13 protein-coding genes, 1 tRNA gene and 2 pseudogenes are annotated in these 15,902 nt (G+C 69.5%); 8 read left to right on the top strand and 8 right to left on the bottom strand.

Annotation, left to right across the window (positions count from 1 at the left end; genetic code table 11):
- Positions 1–90: 90 nt before the first annotated feature.
- From ACZ4RZ_RS27970 to ACZ4RZ_RS27960, 3 genes are read left to right on the top strand one after another with little or no spacing between them, the layout of a single operon-like run.
- On the top strand, positions 91–879 hold the full coding sequence (locus ACZ4RZ_RS27970; RefSeq protein ID WP_467748622.1) for an ABC transporter ATP-binding protein: 789 nt from the start codon (positions 91–93) through the stop codon (positions 877–879).
- Positions 866–1,768, top strand: coding sequence for an ABC transporter permease (locus ACZ4RZ_RS27965; protein ID WP_467748620.1), 903 nt, complete (start codon positions 866–868; stop codon positions 1,766–1,768). The genes ACZ4RZ_RS27970 and ACZ4RZ_RS27965 overlap by 14 nt, the downstream gene beginning before the upstream one ends.
- Positions 1,769–1,775: 7 nt before the next feature.
- Positions 1,776–2,513 carry a sirohydrochlorin chelatase gene (locus tag ACZ4RZ_RS27960; protein ID WP_467748618.1) on the top strand — a complete coding sequence of 246 codons (738 nt, stop codon included), beginning with the start codon at positions 1,776–1,778 and terminating at the stop codon, positions 2,511–2,513.
- A gap of 51 nt (positions 2,514–2,564) precedes the next feature.
- Here ACZ4RZ_RS27960 and ACZ4RZ_RS27955 read toward each other — a convergent pair whose 3' ends face one another.
- The 4 genes and pseudogenes from ACZ4RZ_RS27955 to ACZ4RZ_RS27940 all read right to left on the bottom strand — a co-directional run.
- Positions 2,565–5,168 (bottom strand): fibronectin type III domain-containing protein, encoded by a 2,604-nt coding sequence (locus tag ACZ4RZ_RS27955; protein ID WP_467748617.1) that lies wholly within the window; start codon positions 5,166–5,168, stop codon positions 2,565–2,567.
- A gap of 156 nt (positions 5,169–5,324) precedes the next feature.
- Complete coding sequence (locus ACZ4RZ_RS27950; protein WP_467748615.1) at positions 5,325–5,942, bottom strand: mycothiol-dependent nitroreductase Rv2466c family protein; 618 nt, start codon at positions 5,940–5,942, stop codon at positions 5,325–5,327.
- A gap of 55 nt (positions 5,943–5,997) precedes the next feature.
- On the bottom strand, positions 5,998–6,597 hold the full coding sequence (locus ACZ4RZ_RS27945) for a TIGR03086 family metal-binding protein (protein ID WP_467748613.1): 600 nt from the start codon (positions 6,595–6,597) through the stop codon (positions 5,998–6,000).
- 65 nt (positions 6,598–6,662) lie between these two features.
- Positions 6,663–7,260 (bottom strand): annotated as a pseudogene (locus tag ACZ4RZ_RS27940) (ketopantoate reductase family protein); the annotation flags it as partial.
- A gap of 109 nt (positions 7,261–7,369) precedes the next feature.
- On the opposite strand from ACZ4RZ_RS27940, the gene ACZ4RZ_RS27935 reads away from it, so the two are divergent.
- Positions 7,370–8,266: a transglutaminase-like domain-containing protein gene (locus ACZ4RZ_RS27935; protein ID WP_467748611.1), complete on the top strand. Its 897-nt coding sequence runs from the start codon at positions 7,370–7,372 to the stop codon at positions 8,264–8,266.
- On the opposite strand, the pseudogene ACZ4RZ_RS27930 reads toward ACZ4RZ_RS27935, so the two are convergent.
- Together ACZ4RZ_RS27930 and ACZ4RZ_RS27925 are read right to left on the bottom strand one after the other, a co-directional pair.
- A pseudogene (locus ACZ4RZ_RS27930) lies at positions 8,202–8,577 on the bottom strand (nuclear transport factor 2 family protein). The gene ACZ4RZ_RS27935 and the pseudogene ACZ4RZ_RS27930 sit on opposite strands and share 65 nt — an antisense overlap.
- Positions 8,570–9,118, bottom strand: coding sequence for a DUF1697 domain-containing protein (locus ACZ4RZ_RS27925; RefSeq protein WP_467748610.1), 549 nt, complete (start codon positions 9,116–9,118; stop codon positions 8,570–8,572). The pseudogene ACZ4RZ_RS27930 and the gene ACZ4RZ_RS27925 overlap by 8 nt, the downstream one beginning before the upstream one ends.
- A 396-nt stretch (positions 9,119–9,514) precedes the next feature.
- Here ACZ4RZ_RS27925 and ACZ4RZ_RS27920 point away from each other — a divergent pair, with 396 nt between their 5' ends.
- Entirely contained in the window at positions 9,515–11,761 is a 2,247-nt protein-coding gene (locus tag ACZ4RZ_RS27920) for an MMPL family transporter (protein ID WP_467748608.1), read from the top strand.
- Positions 11,762–11,941: 180 nt separating this feature from the next.
- On the opposite strand, the gene mgt is transcribed toward ACZ4RZ_RS27920, so the two are convergent.
- Positions 11,942–13,141 (bottom strand): macrolide-inactivating glycosyltransferase, encoded by a 1,200-nt coding sequence (gene mgt / locus ACZ4RZ_RS27915; RefSeq protein ID WP_467748606.1) that lies wholly within the window; start codon positions 13,139–13,141, stop codon positions 11,942–11,944.
- Positions 13,142–13,812: 671 nt separating this feature from the next.
- On the opposite strand from mgt, the gene ACZ4RZ_RS27910 reads away from it, so the two are divergent.
- Both ACZ4RZ_RS27910 and ACZ4RZ_RS27905 read left to right on the top strand, forming a co-directional pair.
- On the top strand, positions 13,813–13,968 hold the full coding sequence (locus ACZ4RZ_RS27910; RefSeq protein ID WP_467748604.1) for a hypothetical protein: 156 nt from the start codon (positions 13,813–13,815) through the stop codon (positions 13,966–13,968).
- A gap of 156 nt (positions 13,969–14,124) precedes the next feature.
- The gene (locus ACZ4RZ_RS27905) at positions 14,125–15,360 is read left to right on the top strand and encodes a hypothetical protein (RefSeq protein WP_467748602.1); all 1,236 of its coding nucleotides are present in this window, start codon (positions 14,125–14,127) and stop codon (positions 15,358–15,360) included.
- Positions 15,361–15,426: 66 nt separating this feature from the next.
- Here the strand turns inward: ACZ4RZ_RS27905 and ACZ4RZ_RS27900 are convergent.
- A tRNA-Arg gene (locus ACZ4RZ_RS27900) sits at positions 15,427–15,499 on the bottom strand.
- Positions 15,500–15,666: 167 nt separating this feature from the next.
- Here ACZ4RZ_RS27900 and ACZ4RZ_RS27895 point away from each other — a divergent pair.
- Complete coding sequence (locus tag ACZ4RZ_RS27895; RefSeq protein ID WP_467748600.1) at positions 15,667–15,900, top strand: hypothetical protein; 234 nt, start codon at positions 15,667–15,669, stop codon at positions 15,898–15,900.
- Positions 15,901–15,902: the final 2 nt, after the last annotated feature.

Below are 15,902 nucleotides of genomic sequence, written 5' to 3'. Positions count from 1 at the left end.
CTCAAGGCCGCGGGCGAGAGCCCGGTCGACGACGCCGGTCTCGGCGTCAAGTAAGCCCGGATCCCGATGAGTTCCCAGGAGGTGACGACCATGGCCACGACCCTCGCCAAGGCCGCCGACGCCACGACGTCGGTGGAGTACGCCGCGCGCATCGAGCATGTCTCGAAGTCCTTCGCAGGTCCCGCCGGGCCACAGCTCGTCCTCGACGACATCACCCTCGATGTCGCGCCGGGCGAGTTCGTCACCCTCCTGGGGGCCTCGGGCTGCGGCAAGTCGACGCTGCTCAACCTGGTCGCGGGCCTCGACGCCCCGACTGCGGGCAACATCACGACGCACGGGCGCCCGGCCCTGATGTTCCAGGAGCACGCCCTCTTCCCGTGGCTGACCGCGGGCAAGAACATCGAACTCGCCCTGAAGCTCAGGGGGGTTCCGAAGGCCGAGCGGCGCGGCAAGGCCGAGGAGCTGCTCGAACTCGTCCGGCTCAAGGGCGCGTACGGCAAGCGCGTGCACGAACTCTCCGGCGGGATGCGCCAGCGGGTCGCGATGGCCCGGGCGCTCGCGCAGGACAGCCAGATCCTGCTGATGGACGAGCCGTTCGCGGCGCTGGACGCCATCACCCGGGACATGCTGCACGACGAACTGACCCGGATCTGGAGCGAGACGGGCCTGTCCGTCCTGTTCGTCACGCACAACGTGCGCGAGGCGGTACGGCTCGCACAACGGGTGATCCTGCTGTCCTCCCGGCCCGGGCGGATCGCGCGCGAGTGGACCGTCGACATTCCGCAGCCGCGCCGCATCGAGGACGCGCCCGTGGCGGAGCTGTCCATCGAGATCACCGAACAACTGCGTGGGGAGATCCGCCGCCATGGCCAGCACTGAGACAAAGGCCGGCACGGCCGTCAAGGACGGCGACGAGCTGGGCGGTCTGGAGGCGGGCCTCGACGCCTTGGAGGTCTCCGTCACCGGCCGCCGGTCCTTCGGGGTGACCTTCAAGCAGAAGGTGCTGCCGCCCCTCATCGCGTTCGCGGTGGTGCTGGTGGCCTGGCAGGCGCTGATCACCTTCAAGATCGTCGACGACCCGACCAAGCTGCCCTCGCCGTCCGACGTGTGGGGCGAGGCCGAGAACGCCTGGCTGCAGGGCACGCTGCTCGACTACATCTGGACCAGCGTCTCGCGCGGTCTGCTCGGCTTCCTGTTCGCGCTGGTGATCGGCACCCCGCTGGGTCTGCTGGTGGCCCGCGTGAAGTTCGTCCGCGCCGCGATCGGTCCGATCCTGTCGGGCCTCCAGTCCCTCCCCTCGGTGGCGTGGGTGCCGCCTGCCGTGATCTGGCTGGGCCTGAACAACTCGATGATGTACGCGGTGATCCTGCTCGGCGCCGTCCCCTCCATCGCCAACGGCCTGGTGTCGGGCGTCGACCAGGTGCCCCCGCTCTTCCTGCGGGCGGGCCGCACGATGGGGGCGACAGGCCTGCGCGGGACCTGGCACATCGTCATGCCGGCCGCGCTGCCCGGTTATCTGGCCGGTCTGAAGCAGGGCTGGGCGTTCTCCTGGCGTTCCCTGATGGCGGCGGAGATCATCGCCTCCTCACCCGACCTGGGCGTCGGCCTCGGCCAGCTGCTGGAGAACGGCCGCAACGCCAGCTCCATGCCGATGGTCTTCCTCGCCATCTTCCTGATCCTGTTCGTCGGCATCGCCATCGACCTGCTCATCTTCACCCCGGTGGAGCGGTGGGTGCTGCGCAGCCGCGGTCTCCTGGTGAAGAGCTGAGCCCGTCATGAGTCAGCCGGTCCTTCTGGTCATCGCCCACGGCAGCCGCGATCCGCGCCATGCCGCGACGGTCGATGCCCTGGTGCGGCGGGTCCGGGCCCAGCGCCCCGGCCTGCGTGTGGAGACCGGCTTCCTCGACTTCAACATCCCCTCCGTGCAGGGGGTGCTGGAGTCCCTGGCGGCGGAGGGCGTACGGGACGTGGTGGCCCTCCCGCTGCTGCTGACCCGCGCCTTCCACGCGAAGGCGGACATCCCGGCGGTCCTGCGGGAGGCTCCTTCGCGACTGCGCATCCGCCAGGCGGAGGTGCTCGGCCCGTCCCCCCTGCTGACCGCCGCGCTGGAACGTCGTTTGTACGAGGCGGGGCTGACCCCCGCCGACAAGTCCTCGACCGGGGTCGTGCTGGCCTCGGCGGGGTCCACTGACCCGGAGGCGATCGCAGTGATCGCTGAAATCGCGCGGGAGTGGCGGCACACCGGCTGGTGCGCCGTGCGACCTGCGTTCGCCTCCGCATCCCTTCCACGCACCGAGGACGCCGTACATCAACTGCGGGCCCTCGGCTGCGCACGCGTCGCGGTCGCCCCCTACGTCCTCGCGCCCGGCTTCCTGCCGGACCGCATCGCGCGGGGGGCCGCCGAGGCCGATGTACTGGCCGATGTCCTCGGTCCCGCGCCGGAGGTGGCGCGGGTCCTGCTGGAGCGGTACGACGAGGCGCGCGTACCGGTGCTGGCGGCCGTCGGCGCCTGACGGCACCGCCGGCCGCCCCCGAGCACGTGCGGGGTGGGGCATGTGCGTTGGCTAGGGCTTGGTGGTGGCCGTCGTCGTGGCCGTCGGCCCCGTACCCGCCGCTGTGACCGCCGCGACCGTGACGGTGTACGAGGTGGCGGGCCGCAGCCCGCCGACGACCCGGAACATTCCCTTCGCCGAGGGCTGGGTGACCAGGACGTCCCGGCCCGTGACCTCGATCGGGTCACGGCCGTCGGAGACGGTGACGCGGTAGCCGATGACCTTGGCGTCCCCGGTTGCCGTCGGCGGGGTCCAGGCGACGGTGGCCGTGCTGGATGCCGTACGGAGCTTGGGACTCGTGGGTGCGCCCGGGAGCGCGCTCACGGTGGCCGGTGTCAGCGGCAGCGAGGCCAGGGACGGGGCGCTGCTGCCATGGGCGTTGCTCGCGGTGACGGTGACCGTGTACGGGCCGCCGGACGAGGGGAGCCCGCCGATGCGGACCATCGCGGTGCGCTTGAACTCCGCTGCCGTGACGGCCTGTTCGCCGACCTGTCGGCCCGACGCGTCGTAGGCCCGTGCCGTGTATGCCGTCACCGGCGAACCGCCGTCCACGAAGCTCGGGTTGAAGGTGACGTACAGCGCGTCGGCGCCCGCGGTGCTCGTGCCGACGCGGGAGGGTGCCTCGGGCGCCGAGGGAGCGCCGATACGGCGGCCGAGCAGACCCGCGTAGGCGGGCTCGAGACCCGCGTTGTCGAGGATCTCCGAGGGTACGTCGGACAGTCCCGTCATGATCTTGTTGCCGCTCGTCACCAGGCCCTTGTTGTCGCCGTCGGACGTGCCCTCCTCCCACCAGTTGTCCTTGACGAGGGTCGGGTCGTTGTTACCGAGGTCGTCGCGGTAGTCGGTGTGGCGGGAGGCGACGTTGGCGTACGAGGCGTTGTAGAGGACGTTGCCCTCGACGGTCTCGTAGGTGCAGCCGTTGTCGGTGTAGACGTTCTTGCCCAGGCCCCACTGGTCGTGGATGACATTCCCCGTGACCTTCTCTCCGTCGGTCATGGAGGTGCCGGTGAGACCCTGGGTGTAGATGCCGCCGCCGTCGTCGAGCATCTGCATGTAGTCGAAGATCAGGTTGTCGCGGACGGTGTTGTCGTGGCTGGGGTTCGCGGTCGCCGGGTCGCCGATCTTGTCGGGCCAGCCGCCCCAGCCCAGGGAGATCGCGCTGTAGCCGACGTGGTCGATCTGGTTGTGGGCGATGGTGTTGTGCTGGGTGTAGCCGTTGAGGATCGGGACACCGCCGTGGAACTCACGGGGCAGGCCGTAGAGATGATTGTTCGTCACCTGCACGCCGGAGGCGGGGGTTTGTCCGTCCACTCCCCCGATCTCCAGTCCGTTGCCGGAGATGTCGGTGAAGATGGTGCCGTTGACCGTCGAATCCTTGGATCCCGTGCCCAAGTCGAGCCCGGACGCCCCGAGATGGGCGAAGACGTCGTCACTGAACTCGATGCGCTGCCCATGGACGACGGAGACATTGCCCGGCATCTTGGTCCAGGACGCGAACGGGCAGGTGCCGCCCTCCACGTACTGGCACAGCCCCTGCGTCGCCCAGCCCTTCTCCCCGGTGATGGTGTAACCCGCCTGGATCTCGGAGAAGCCCTCGGGCCGGGACGGCGTGAGCCACGTGGCATAGCTGAACCGCAGCCCGCGGAAGGCGACGTCGTGGACGGGAGCGGAGGCGGTCCCCTGTCCGTCGATCAGCTTCTCGGCCTGTGCCGCCTCGACATCCGCTCGGGCCAGGTTCTCGCCCTTGCGCGGCAGGTAGTAGACGCGGTGCGCGGCGCGGTCGAGGTACCACTCGCCGGGCTGGTCCAGGAGTTCGTACGCGTTCTCGATGTACGTCGCCCTGCCGCTGTTGGTGAGATGGCCGGGGCCGACCATGCTGACGGTCCGGCCGGGGATGTCGGGGAACTCGACCCGCTTGTTGGAGTTGTCCCAGCACGGCTGGACCATCGTGATCGTGGTGCCCTCGGCGGCGGCGATACGACAGCGCGGCTCGGTCCACTGGCCGAGCCCGTTGCGCTCGATGTTCCAGAGGGCCTCGCCGCTGGTGTAGACGAACTCGGCGTCGGACGGGTGCCTCCAGCGGGCGAGCGTGTCGGAGGTCGCCGTGTAGCCGGTGGCGGTCTGGGTGAGGTCGACGGGAACGGCACCGCGGGCCCGCTGGGCGCGCACCCCGTCGACGTACAACTGCCGTGTGTCGGTGAGGCCTTGGGGCGCGGGGGCGGACCAGAGGCCGGGCCTGCCGGCGACCATGCGCCACCCGGAGACCTGGCGGCCACCGCTGACGACCGTCCGGCCGGTCCCCTGCCAGATCACCTTGTGGCCGCCGGTTCCCGAGTCGCGGGCGTCCAGCACGAGCGGCTCGGTGCGGCGGTACGTGCCCGACGCGAGGTGGACCGTCAGGTCACCCTTCATGTCCGCGACGCGAGCGCGAGCCAGGTCGCGGGCGCGGTCCAGGGTGCGGACGGGATGGCGGGCGGTGCCGTCGGCGTGGTCGTCCCCGGCCGGGGACACGTAGAGGTCGGAGGACAAGGGCTCTGTGGCGGAGGAGGCGGCGCCCGGAACTCCGAGGGCCAGGAGCGTGGAGATCAGGGTGACCAGGACGGCTCTTCGGCGCATGGGCATGTTCCCCTCCCGTGGGATCAGGCTGTACCCAACGCCGAGAAAGGTAGGATCTATGGCGCGTCACCGTCAATGAATGATGCAAAGAACGACGCAACTCCCTTCTATGAGGCAGCGATTCATCCGAGCAGCGTTCAGATTCCGGACCATCGTTCAGTCGAACGACAGCCCGCCGGTCCGGGTCCGCTTGAGTTCGAAGAAGTCCGGGTGCGCGGCGAGGACGCGGAAGCTGTCGAAGAGTTCCGTCGCCTTCTCCCCGCGCGGAATGGCCCGCAGCACCGGGCCGAACCACACCGTTCCGTCCACATGGATGGTCGGTGTCCCCACATAGGCGTCGGAGTCGCGCTCCTTGCCCGCGTCATGACTCCGGCGCACCGCCTCGTCGTACGAGAAGTCGTGTGCCGCTTCGGCCAGTTCGGCCGGGAGGCCGAGTTCGGCGAGGGAGTCGGTGACGACGGCGTCGAAGTCCTCGACCTTGCGCTCGTGGATACGGGTGCCGAACGCGGTGTAGAGGTCGCGCAGCACCTTCTCGCCGTGTCGCTCGGCGGCGGCCACCGCGACCCGCACGGGGCCGATGGACTTGTCGACCAGCTCCCGGTACCAGTCGGGGAGTTCGTTGCCGACGTTGTGCAGGTACAGGCTCATCGCGTGAAAGCGGAGGTCGAGCGGCCGCTTCCGCTCGACCTCCAGCATCCAGCGGGAGGTGATCCAGGCGAAGGGGCAGGCGGGGTCGAAGTAGAAGTCGACGCGGGTGGGCGAAGTGTTCGTCATGCCGTCGAGGCTAGCCACTCAATGGCACAGAAACACGGTCCAATTAGCCCCTGTATCAGTGGTCCAATTGAACCTGGGCCAGACGCGGATCCCGGCCGCTGTGGGCGAGGGCACGCTCGAAGACAGACGCGTCGTCGGGCACCGGAACCGGGTCGGCGAAGCCGTCGTACTGGCGGTAGAGCTCGCCGTGCGTGTCGACCACGTCCAGGACGAGCCGGGCGGCGGAGTCCGAGACACGGAACTCCTGACCGGTGGCGGTCGCGACGTCCCAACCGTGGACAGCCATCTCCTTGATGATCATCGAGGCGAGTTCGGCGGCAGGCATCTTCGCCATCCCGAGGTCGACCTCGCCCTCCCACACGTCTGGGTCGCCCCAGGCGGCGACGGCGCGGTCGAGCTGAGCCGCGTACGCCTCGGCCCAGTCGGCGTCGGCCGTGAAGTCACGCCCGGTCAGCTCCTCGGAGAGCTGCTTGCGCAGCGCCCGGTGCTCCAGGCCGTGCGAGGTGTAGAGCACCCAGTGATTGACGAGGGTGCGGACGTCCCAGCCGGGGCAGTGGGTGGGCCCGTTCAGCTGCTCCGCCGTGACGCCGCGGGCGACACGCGCTGCCTCGGCGGCGCATTCGCTCATGTACGAGTGCATGTCGTCGTTCTTCATGCGCCTCACGGTAGGAACGGCGCGCCCAGGACTCTTGAAGAAATGCGACACCTCGCGGAGGGGGCTCATTCAGCAGTCGGCACGGCCGCTTCGTACGACGCCACCGCCTCGTCGGCGAGCCGCACCGGCTCCGGCACCGACAGCGACCCGGCCTCCCTGCGCTCGCGTGCGAAGGTGTTCGCCAGCCGCTGGAGCAGGTCGTTCAACGGGGTCGGTACGCCGTGCAGCCGGCCCAGGAGCGCGATCTCACCGTTGCTGTAGTCGGCCTCGATGGTGCCGGTGCCGCGATCGAGGGACTGCCAGGAGGAACCGCCGCCACGCTCGGAGCCGTCGAAGGGCTCTGGGGGCACCCCCAGCGGTAGCTGGGGGAGGATCTTGTCGCCGCGGGTCCTCCTCTGCTCCTCCCCACCGACGTACGCGATGCCGGCGGCGTCGAGCGCGGCCTCGCCCTCCGCGCGTACACGCTGGAAGAACGCCAGCTTCCTCGCTGGTGAGCACCCCCGTGACCGCCTCGATCGAGTTGGCGAGATTGCCGAGGAGTCTGGCGTACTGCCAGCGGGCCACGTCGGGCACCATCGGCGCCTCGAAGCGGGACTTCTCCAGGTCGGCGGCGATACGGCGGGCCGTCTCGTCCGTGCCGTGCGGATAACGCCCGAGGCGCATCGGCGGCGACCTGCCGACGCGGGCGCCGTGCGCCGCACGGACGAGGACGTGGCCCGCTCGGTCGCCCTGGCTTGACCTTGCCCCTGGGGCAGACCCGAGGGTCCTGGGCATGGACATCTATCTGACCCAGAGCGCGTACAGCGATCCCGGTGACCTCGATGTGAGCGGGCTTCCCAGGGATCTCGGCGGGCTCGCCCATGTCGTAAGGGATGTGATCATCCACCGGGGCGAGGGCGAACTCTTCGCGTACGCCATCCCCGAGCCACGGCTGGCCGAGGACGCCGAGTCACGGTACGTGACGGAGGTGCTGCGGATCCTGCGGGAGCGCGCCGAGCGGCCCCTGACCCGGCGGCGGGAGCCGGACGAACGGTTTGTCGGCACCTGCCGCGACTTCTCCCTGCTGCTGTGCTCGCTGCTGCGGGCGACGGGCACACCGGCCCGGCTGCGCTGCGGTTTCGCCACGTACTTCACCGAGGGCTTCCACGAGGACCACTGGGTCACCGAGTACCGCCTGCCGGACGGCCGTTGGCGGCTCGCGGACGCGCAGATCGCGTACGGCCCCTACCACGTGGACTTCGACCCACTGGACGTCCCGAGGGACCGCTTCGTCGTGGCGGGGCAGGCCTGGCGGGAGTGCCGGGCCGGGCGCGCCGACCCCGGCACCTTCGGCGTCAGCTGGCTCGGCCTCAAGGGCCTGTGGTTCGTGCGGGGCAATGTCCTGCACGACCTGGCCGCCCTCAACGGCGTCGAGGTGCTCCCCTGGGACGGCTGGGGCCCCGAGATCCTCGACGACGCGGCCCTCACCGAGGACGACATCGCCCTGACCGACACCGTGGCGGCGGCCGGATCCGAGGACGAGCTGCGACGGCTGTACGAGGATCCGCGCCTCACCGTCCCGGACGAGATCACCTCGTACACGACCTACGGCGGCGTACGAAAGGTCACGCTGCGTCGGAGTCGTGCAGCGTCCCCTGGTGGAAGTACAGCAGCCATCCCTCCTCGGTGAGCCGCCACAGTGAACTCCGGTGCGCCCGGCGGCCGTTGTTGTCCGTGTCGAAGGTGAGGTGGACCAGGTCGGGCGCGAGCTGGACGCCCTTCATGCGGGAGGTGCTGCTGGGCCGGGCCCCGGGTTCGTTCTCGCCGGCCAGCGAGGCGATGATCGAGGCGCGGTCCCAGATCCGACCCGACGCGCCGAACTCGTGGAAGTCGGGGGGGCAGGAGCGCGCCGACGAGTTCGGGCGAGCGGCGGATCTCCGGGTCGAGCAGACGCAGTTCGCCCTCGATGGCGGCCTCGACCGCGGCGTCGGGCTCAAGCACCGGTCATCTCCTCCAGTTTGACGACGGTGTTCCAGTTGCGGGAGGTGGCGGTGATGCCCTTGAGCAGTCGCGGCTTCGACAGCGCTTCCGCCAGCTTGGAGCGCCCCAGGCCGTCGGGGGCGTAGAGGTACAGGACGCGGTCGCCGAGGCGGAACTCCTCCGGCAGGAAGGCCGATTGATCGACCGAGGCGAAGCGCTCGGCGTCGACGGGCCCGGAGAAGTAGGTGGCGTGCAGCTGCTTCGCCTCCAGTTCGGCGGCCGGGAACGGGCACGCCTCCCGTACGGCCTTCAGGTAGGCGTGGTCGCGCACCAGCACGCCGACGGTGAAGCCGAAGTGATTCTCGATCGCTTGGGCGAGCTCCGCGGCGAGGGACTCCTCGTCGCCGTGGTCGCTGCCGAACACCGCGTTGCCGCTTTGGAGATACGTGCGTACATCGGCGAGGCCGAGACCCTCCATCAGAGTGCGCAGTTCGGCCATCGGTACCTTCTTGGCGCCGCCCACATTGATCCCGCGCAACAGCGCCGCGTACGTCGTCGTCATCCGCACACCATAAAGCGGCTGTCGCGCCCCGTGGGGGTGGGCGCGACAGCCGCGGCCCGCACCGAAAGTTACCTGCGGGTTGGCACGAAACACTGTCCGATCGGCCCGCACAGTTCAACACCTACATACAGCTGTGACTTAATCAACAACCCTTCGAAATAATAAAGAGGACTCCGCCCGACAGAACGGACACCCTGATCCACATCCCCGAGAAGTCTCGTTACGTGTAAGGGGCTTCCATCCTCCCCAGTGGGGAGACCACGGGGTCCGAGGGGAGGAGTCGCGCCCTCGGGGGTTCACCAGGCAGCACGACGAGACGTTCTTATCCGGCCCATACCTTCATAACGAAAGGTGGCGGCAGGGGGCTGTCACCGCGCACAAGGGGGCTGGCCCGTCATGGGGAACGGAGATACACGGGTGCGGGGGATCGCCGCCCGGGCAGGCGGCTGGAGCGCCCGGCACCGATGGGCGGCCGTCGGAATCTGGGTGCTGTTCGTCGTCCTGGCGATGGGGCTCGGCTCGGCGGCGGGCCGCGTCGACGTCAACGAGAGCGACCAGCTCAAGGGCGAGACGCACACCGCCGCCAAGATCATCGAGGACGCCGACATCAAGGAGCCCGCCAGTGAGACCGTCCTGATCCAGGCGAAGGACGCGAACACCAAGGCCACGGACGCCGAGTTCAAGAGCGCCGTCGTCGCGGTGGTCAAGGCGGTCGAGGGCACCGGCAAGGTCACGGACGTGACGTCGCCGTACGACACGAAGACGATCTCGAAGGACGGCCGCAGCGCGCTCGTGCAGTTCGACATGCGCGGCGACTCGGAGACCGCGGGCGACCGGGTCGAGCCCGTACTGAACGCCGTCAAGGACGTGCAGAAGGACCACTCGGGGCTGCGGATCGAGGAGATCGGCGGCGCCAGCATGATGAAGACGTTCGACGACGCGTTCGGGGACGACTTCCAGAAGGCCGAGCTCTCCGCGGTGCCGGTGGCCCTCGGCATTCTGCTGATCGCCTTCGGCGCGCTGGTGGCCGCGCTGCTGCCGGTGGCGCTGGCGATCACCGCGATCATGGCGACGATGGGCCTGATGGGCGTCGTCAGCCATGTGATGCCGATGAGCGACACCGCCAACTCCGTGATGCTCCTGGTCGGTCTGGCCGTCGGTGTGGACTACTGCCTGTTCTACCTGCGCCGTGAGCGCGAGGAGCGCGAAGCGGGACGGGACGCCGGAACCGCGCTGCGGATCGCCGCCGCGACCAGTGGCCGCGCCATCATCGTCTCGGGTGTCACCGTCTGCGTGGCGATGGCGGGCATGCTCTTCACCGGGCTCGCCGAGTTCGAGGCGATGGGCCTGGCTTCGCTGATGGTCGTGGCGGTCGCCATGGTCGGTTCGGTCACCGTCCTGCCCGCGCTGCTCTCGTTGCTGGGCGAGCGGGTCGAGAAGGGGCGGATTCCGTTCCTGAGCCGGCGCCGCCGTCGCAAGGGCAAGGGAGAGAGCCGGTTCTGGACGGCCGTGCTGCGGGGCGTGCTGGCCAAGCCCGTGGTGTCCGTCGTCGTGGCGGCCGGTGCGCTGCTCGCCATCGCGGCTCCCGCGGTCGGCATGAAGACGCAGAACCTCACGCTGGACCAGGAGTTCGGCAACTCACTGCCGATCGTGGGCACGTACAACCGCGTCAACGACGCCTTCCCCGGCGGCTCCGAGCCGGCCGAGGTGGTCGTCAAGGCGAACGACATCAACGCCGCCGACGTGAAGTCGGCGCTCGCCGACTTCCGTGAGCGGGCGATCAGTTCGGGTGCCTCGCGCGGTCCGGTCGACATCAAGGTGCACGACGCACAGAACGTCGCCTTCGTGTACGTGCCGCTGGTCGGCGGCTCCGATCAGGACAAGGCGGAGAAGAGTCTGGAGCTGCTGCGCGACAAGGTGCGGCCCGACACGCTCGGCAAGGTCGACGGCGTCCAGGCGCCGATCACCGGAAATGTCGCAGGGTCGCACGACTTCAACGACCAGCTGATCGGCTCCGTCGTCCCGGTCTTCGCGTTCGTCGTGGTCTTCGCCTTCCTGCTGATGCTCCTCTCCTTCCGCTCGCTGACGGTCGCGATCACGTCGATCGCCCTCAACCTGCTGTCGGTGGGCGCCGCCTACGGCATCCTCGTCGCCGTCTTCCAGCACGGCTGGGGTGCGTCGCTGGTGGGCGCGGAGGGCGTGGGCGCCATCGTCACCTGGCTGCCGCTGTTCCTCTTCGTGATCCTCTTCGGTCTCTCGATGGACTACCACGTGTTCGTGGTCTCGCGGATTCGTGAGGCGCGGCTGCGCGGCCGCAGCACCAAGGACGCGATCCGGCACGGGGTGGTCACCACGGCCGGTGTCGTCACCAGCGCCGCGGTCATCATGGTCGCCGTCTTCGCGATCTTCGGGACGCTGTCCATGCAGTCCATGAAGCAGATGGGCGTGGGCCTGGCCGCCGCGGTGCTCATCGACGCGACGATCATCCGGGGTGTGCTGCTCCCCGCCGTGATGGCCCTGCTCGGCGAGCGCAACTGGTATCTGCCGAAGTGGCTGAACCGGCTGCCTGACCTCACGCACGACGAGGCACCGGAGGCCGTGTTGCCGCCGGCCGCCCGGGAGAGTGAGCGGGCCGGGGTGTAGCCCGGGCTTATGCAGCTGGGCGGTGACTTCCGCCGCATGAGGGCCTGTTGGTTCCCCCGAGGAACCAACAGGCCCTTTCCTCATGCCCAGAGGGAGCAAGAGGCCGCTCATGCATGCCCCCGAGGGAACAAAAGGCCCCTTACTCATGCCTCCGAGCTCAGCTCGGCCAAGTCGCAGGGCCTACGGCCCGGTCGGCAGCTCGGCCTCGATGAGGTCGGCCGCCCGTCGAGTGCCGCCCTCCTGTGCCATCTGTTCCCGGATCTCGAGCAGGCGGCGCGCCACCTCGGGATCGTCGGCGATCGCGAGGACGGCCTCGCGCAGGGTGCCGGCGGTGGCCGCCTCCATCGGTACGTGTCGGGCGACACCGAGCGCCTCCAGCATGTCGGCGTTGCCGAACTGATCGACGGCCTGCGGTACGGCGACCATCGGCGTGCCGGTGGCCAGCCCCTCCTGGCTGCCGCCCGCGCCCGCGTGCGTGATGAACGCGTCGGCCTGCCGCAGCACCGACAGCTGGGGCACCCACGGGTGCACCTCCACATTGCCGGGCACCTCACCCAGCTCCGACGGATCGACGAACTTCCCGATCTGCAGCACGACATGCCAGCCCGGCAGATCACCGAAGGCCCTGACGCACTCGCGGTAGAAGCCGGGCTGCTTGGTGAAGCTGGAGCCCAGCGACACGAGCAGCACCTTCTCGGCGTCGGCGGGCCGCTGCCAGTCCCCCTGCGCGGCGCGGTCGCCCTGACAGGCACCGACAAAGGTGTGACGCTTGTCGTCGACGCGGTCCGCGTTCGGCTGGAGGACCTTGGGGATGAGGACGAGGCAGCGGTCGGGGCGGCCCATGAAGTCCTCGACGCTCAGGTCCATGCCGTTCTCGGCGATCCAGCGCGCGAAGGTCTCGTAGAACGCCTTGCCGCGCGGGGTCCGCTTGAGCGGCTCGAACATCGGCTTGCCGACCTCCTCCTCGTACCCCTCCCAGGCCACCATGTTCGGCGAGAGCTGCACGATCGGGACGGCCCAGCGGTGCGCGAGGACCCGGGCGGGGTACGCCGTGATGTCGTACAGCACCAAATCCGGTTCGTCGCCCGCGTACGCCGCCGCGAGCTGCGGCTCGGCCTGCAGCGCGTCCGTCAGGAACGGCTCGATGTTGTCGATCAGCTCGGTCCCCCACGCGTCCGGGTCGTCGTCGGTGGGCAGCGTCGAGTGCCACGGTTTCGGCTCGGCTCCGGTCTCGGCGATCTTCTCGGCGAAGGCGGGCGGAATCGCGTATGTGACGCGGTGCCCGCGTGCGACGAGCTCACGGATCACTTCGATGCTCGGGTTCACATGGCCGTGGGCGGCGATGGAGAACATGGCGATATGGGCGCGTCGGGTGGTCATGCGGCAAGATTAAACGAGACGAGACGTCTCGTGCAATGTGATTTCCCGCGCGCGGCATGACGCGCACAGCGCGACCCGCACGGCGGCGGGGTTCTGTCCGCCGTACGCCAGTGGGACGCCGTCGCGCGGCGCGGAGTCGGAGCACGTCCGGCACTCCCCGTACGCCGATGGGGGCGCCGTCGCGCGGCGCGGAGTCGGAGCACGTCCGGCACTCCCCGTACGTCGATGGGGGCGCCGTCGCGCGCGGTGGCGGGGCCGTGGCTGATCCGTTAGGACGAGATGGGGCCCGACGCTGTCACGGGAGGGACGGTTCACCGTGGAGACTCGGCTCGACGAGATCGCCGAAGGCATCTACCGGATCTCGACCTACGTGCCCGAAATCGCCCCACCCGCGGGCTGCACCTTCAACCAGTTCCTGGTCGCGGCGGAGGAGCCACTGCTCTTCCACACCGGCATGCGCGCTCGTGTCGCGCCCGCCGCGCCCGATGGACGACGGCGAGAGGCTGGACATCGGGGGCCACGCCGTACGCCGGGTCTCGTGCGGAACATCAACACCCCGCACGTGCCGCACAAGTGGGAGTCCCGACCGCTTTTCGAGGAGAACACCCGCACCCCCTTCTGCGGCGACCTGTCACCCACCTCGGCAACGACCCCGCCGTCACCGCCGGCAAATGATCGAACTCTCCCTGAAGGCCGAGGGGTTGTTCCGGCAGACCTCGTGCCTGACCGCGACGACCACCACGCTGCGCTCGCTCGCACACCTGCGGCCCGCGACGCTCGCCGTGATGCACGGCTCCTCGTTCAACGGGAACTGCGCGGGGCGCTGAACGGCCTCGCGGATGCCCTGGAGTCCACCTTCGGGCCGGAGTCCGAGTTCGTCACACAGCCGAGTGTGCTGGCGGGGCCGCATCCCGGGCTCGAATGACGTATAAACGTTCGAGCCGAGTTCGGCTGGGCCGGCGCTACAGGGGGAGGCGGGGGCCATGGGCGGGGACGTGGATCAGGACGCGGTGCTGCGGGCGCGCACTGTGCTACTGGGTTCGGGGCGGCCTAGTCCCCGGCAGGAGGTCGACGCCTGCCGGGTGCTGGCACAGGTGAGTCCGGCGACGTATCTGCCGCGGTTGTCGAAGGCTCTGATACGGCTCAGCTGGGACTATTCGGTGCGCAAGCTGCCGGAGGCCCAGCTGACGCTGCACGCGCAGGCCGTGGAAGCGGCGCGTGAGCTGGACGAGTCCGATCCCCAGTACACGGAGCTGCTGCTGGATGCGCTGGAGTGGTACCAGCGCACGCTGTTCGAGGTGGGTCGGCGCCCGGAAGGGCTGGCGGTGCGTGAGGAGATGGCCGGCATCAGCCGACGGGCCTTCGAGTCCGACCCGGGCACCGGCTTCTTGTGGAAGGGCGTGGAGCTTTGGGCACGCGCCCTCGCCGAGGAAGGGCTGCACAGCCAAGCGGCAGAGCTCTTCGAAGAACTCGTGGCGCACGCCCGGCCGCGAAAGGAGCTGCACAGTGCCTATTTCTGGTGGCTGCTCGAGTGGGCGGCCGAGGCGGAGGCCGCGGGGCTGCGGGACAAGGCGCTGGCCGCGACCAGCGAGCTCGTGGACAGGCAACAGCAGGGTCTCGCGCTCGGTAACAACTCGTTGACGAGCCCGGCGCTCGCCCTTCTGCGGCTCGCCGAACTCCGCGACGCGTACGGGCAGTACGACGCCGCCGCCGACGCGCTGGACGAGGCCGCGGAACTGCTCGCCGAACTCGCCGCCAACGGTGAGCCCAGGGAGTGGAGCGGCAGCCAATTCACTTACTGGGCCATCCTGTTCGGGATCTCCGGCCGGGCACAGGACCTGCCCGCGCCCGGACGCCCGGCACCGCCCTTCGGCTCGTACACACGGGAGTGGACCCACGACGTCCGGGAGCGCTACTTCGAGGAGATACCAGTCCTGCGCGAAGCCGCGGCCTCGGCGGACCTCCCCGAGCGGGTGCCACTGCACCGCAAGCTGGCGTTCCGCTCCGCACTGCACGCCGAATTCCGCCGCCATCATCGCTTTCTGGAACCCGCGCTGCCGGCCTTCGACGAGAGCGTCGCGCTCGCCCGCCGGCTCGGCGATGAGGCATGGCTGGCACGCACCCTCTTCGACCGGGCGAACCTCCTCGTCGGAGGGCACCGGTACGCCGACGCGTACGCGGACTTCCAGGAGGCGCGAGAGTTGCGCAACGCTGGATGACAAGCTGGCAGAGAAACGGCCACAACAAACCAGCCCCGCCTCCGGATCACCGGATGCGGGGCTGTGTGGAGCGCCGGGCAGGCCTTGCACCTGCATCTCCCCGCAGGAAGCGGGACGTCTTTCCTTGGACCACCAACGCCGGGCTCACCGCGGAAAGTTCCGGCGGTTCGCTCAAGATCGATCATAACGTATCCACGGCGTAGAGACACTGCGAACCCCGTCGAAAGCTGTGGCCTCCCGGCGCACCCATGTGACATCAAAGACGGAGGGGCACGGCGGCCCCGCTCCCAAGGTGCGCCGCACCGTGTGAACCCTCCGCCGATCAAGGAGATCTCGATGCATCTGCGCAAGCGTGCGATCGCCGCGATATTCGTGGCCACCGCTGCGTTCAGTGCCATCGGCCCGCAGGCCATGGCGCTCCCGATGCCCTGGGACACGAGCAAGGTCCCCGGCGCCGGCACCCAGTTCACCAAGTCCTCGACGACCAACAGCGAGGCGGGCACCGTCATCATCCTGTGCAGCAACAACTGCTGCCAGTAGCC

The organism is Streptomyces sp. NPDC027189, assembly GCF_055566975.1.
This window is presented reverse-complemented; position numbering and strand designations above follow the sequence as displayed.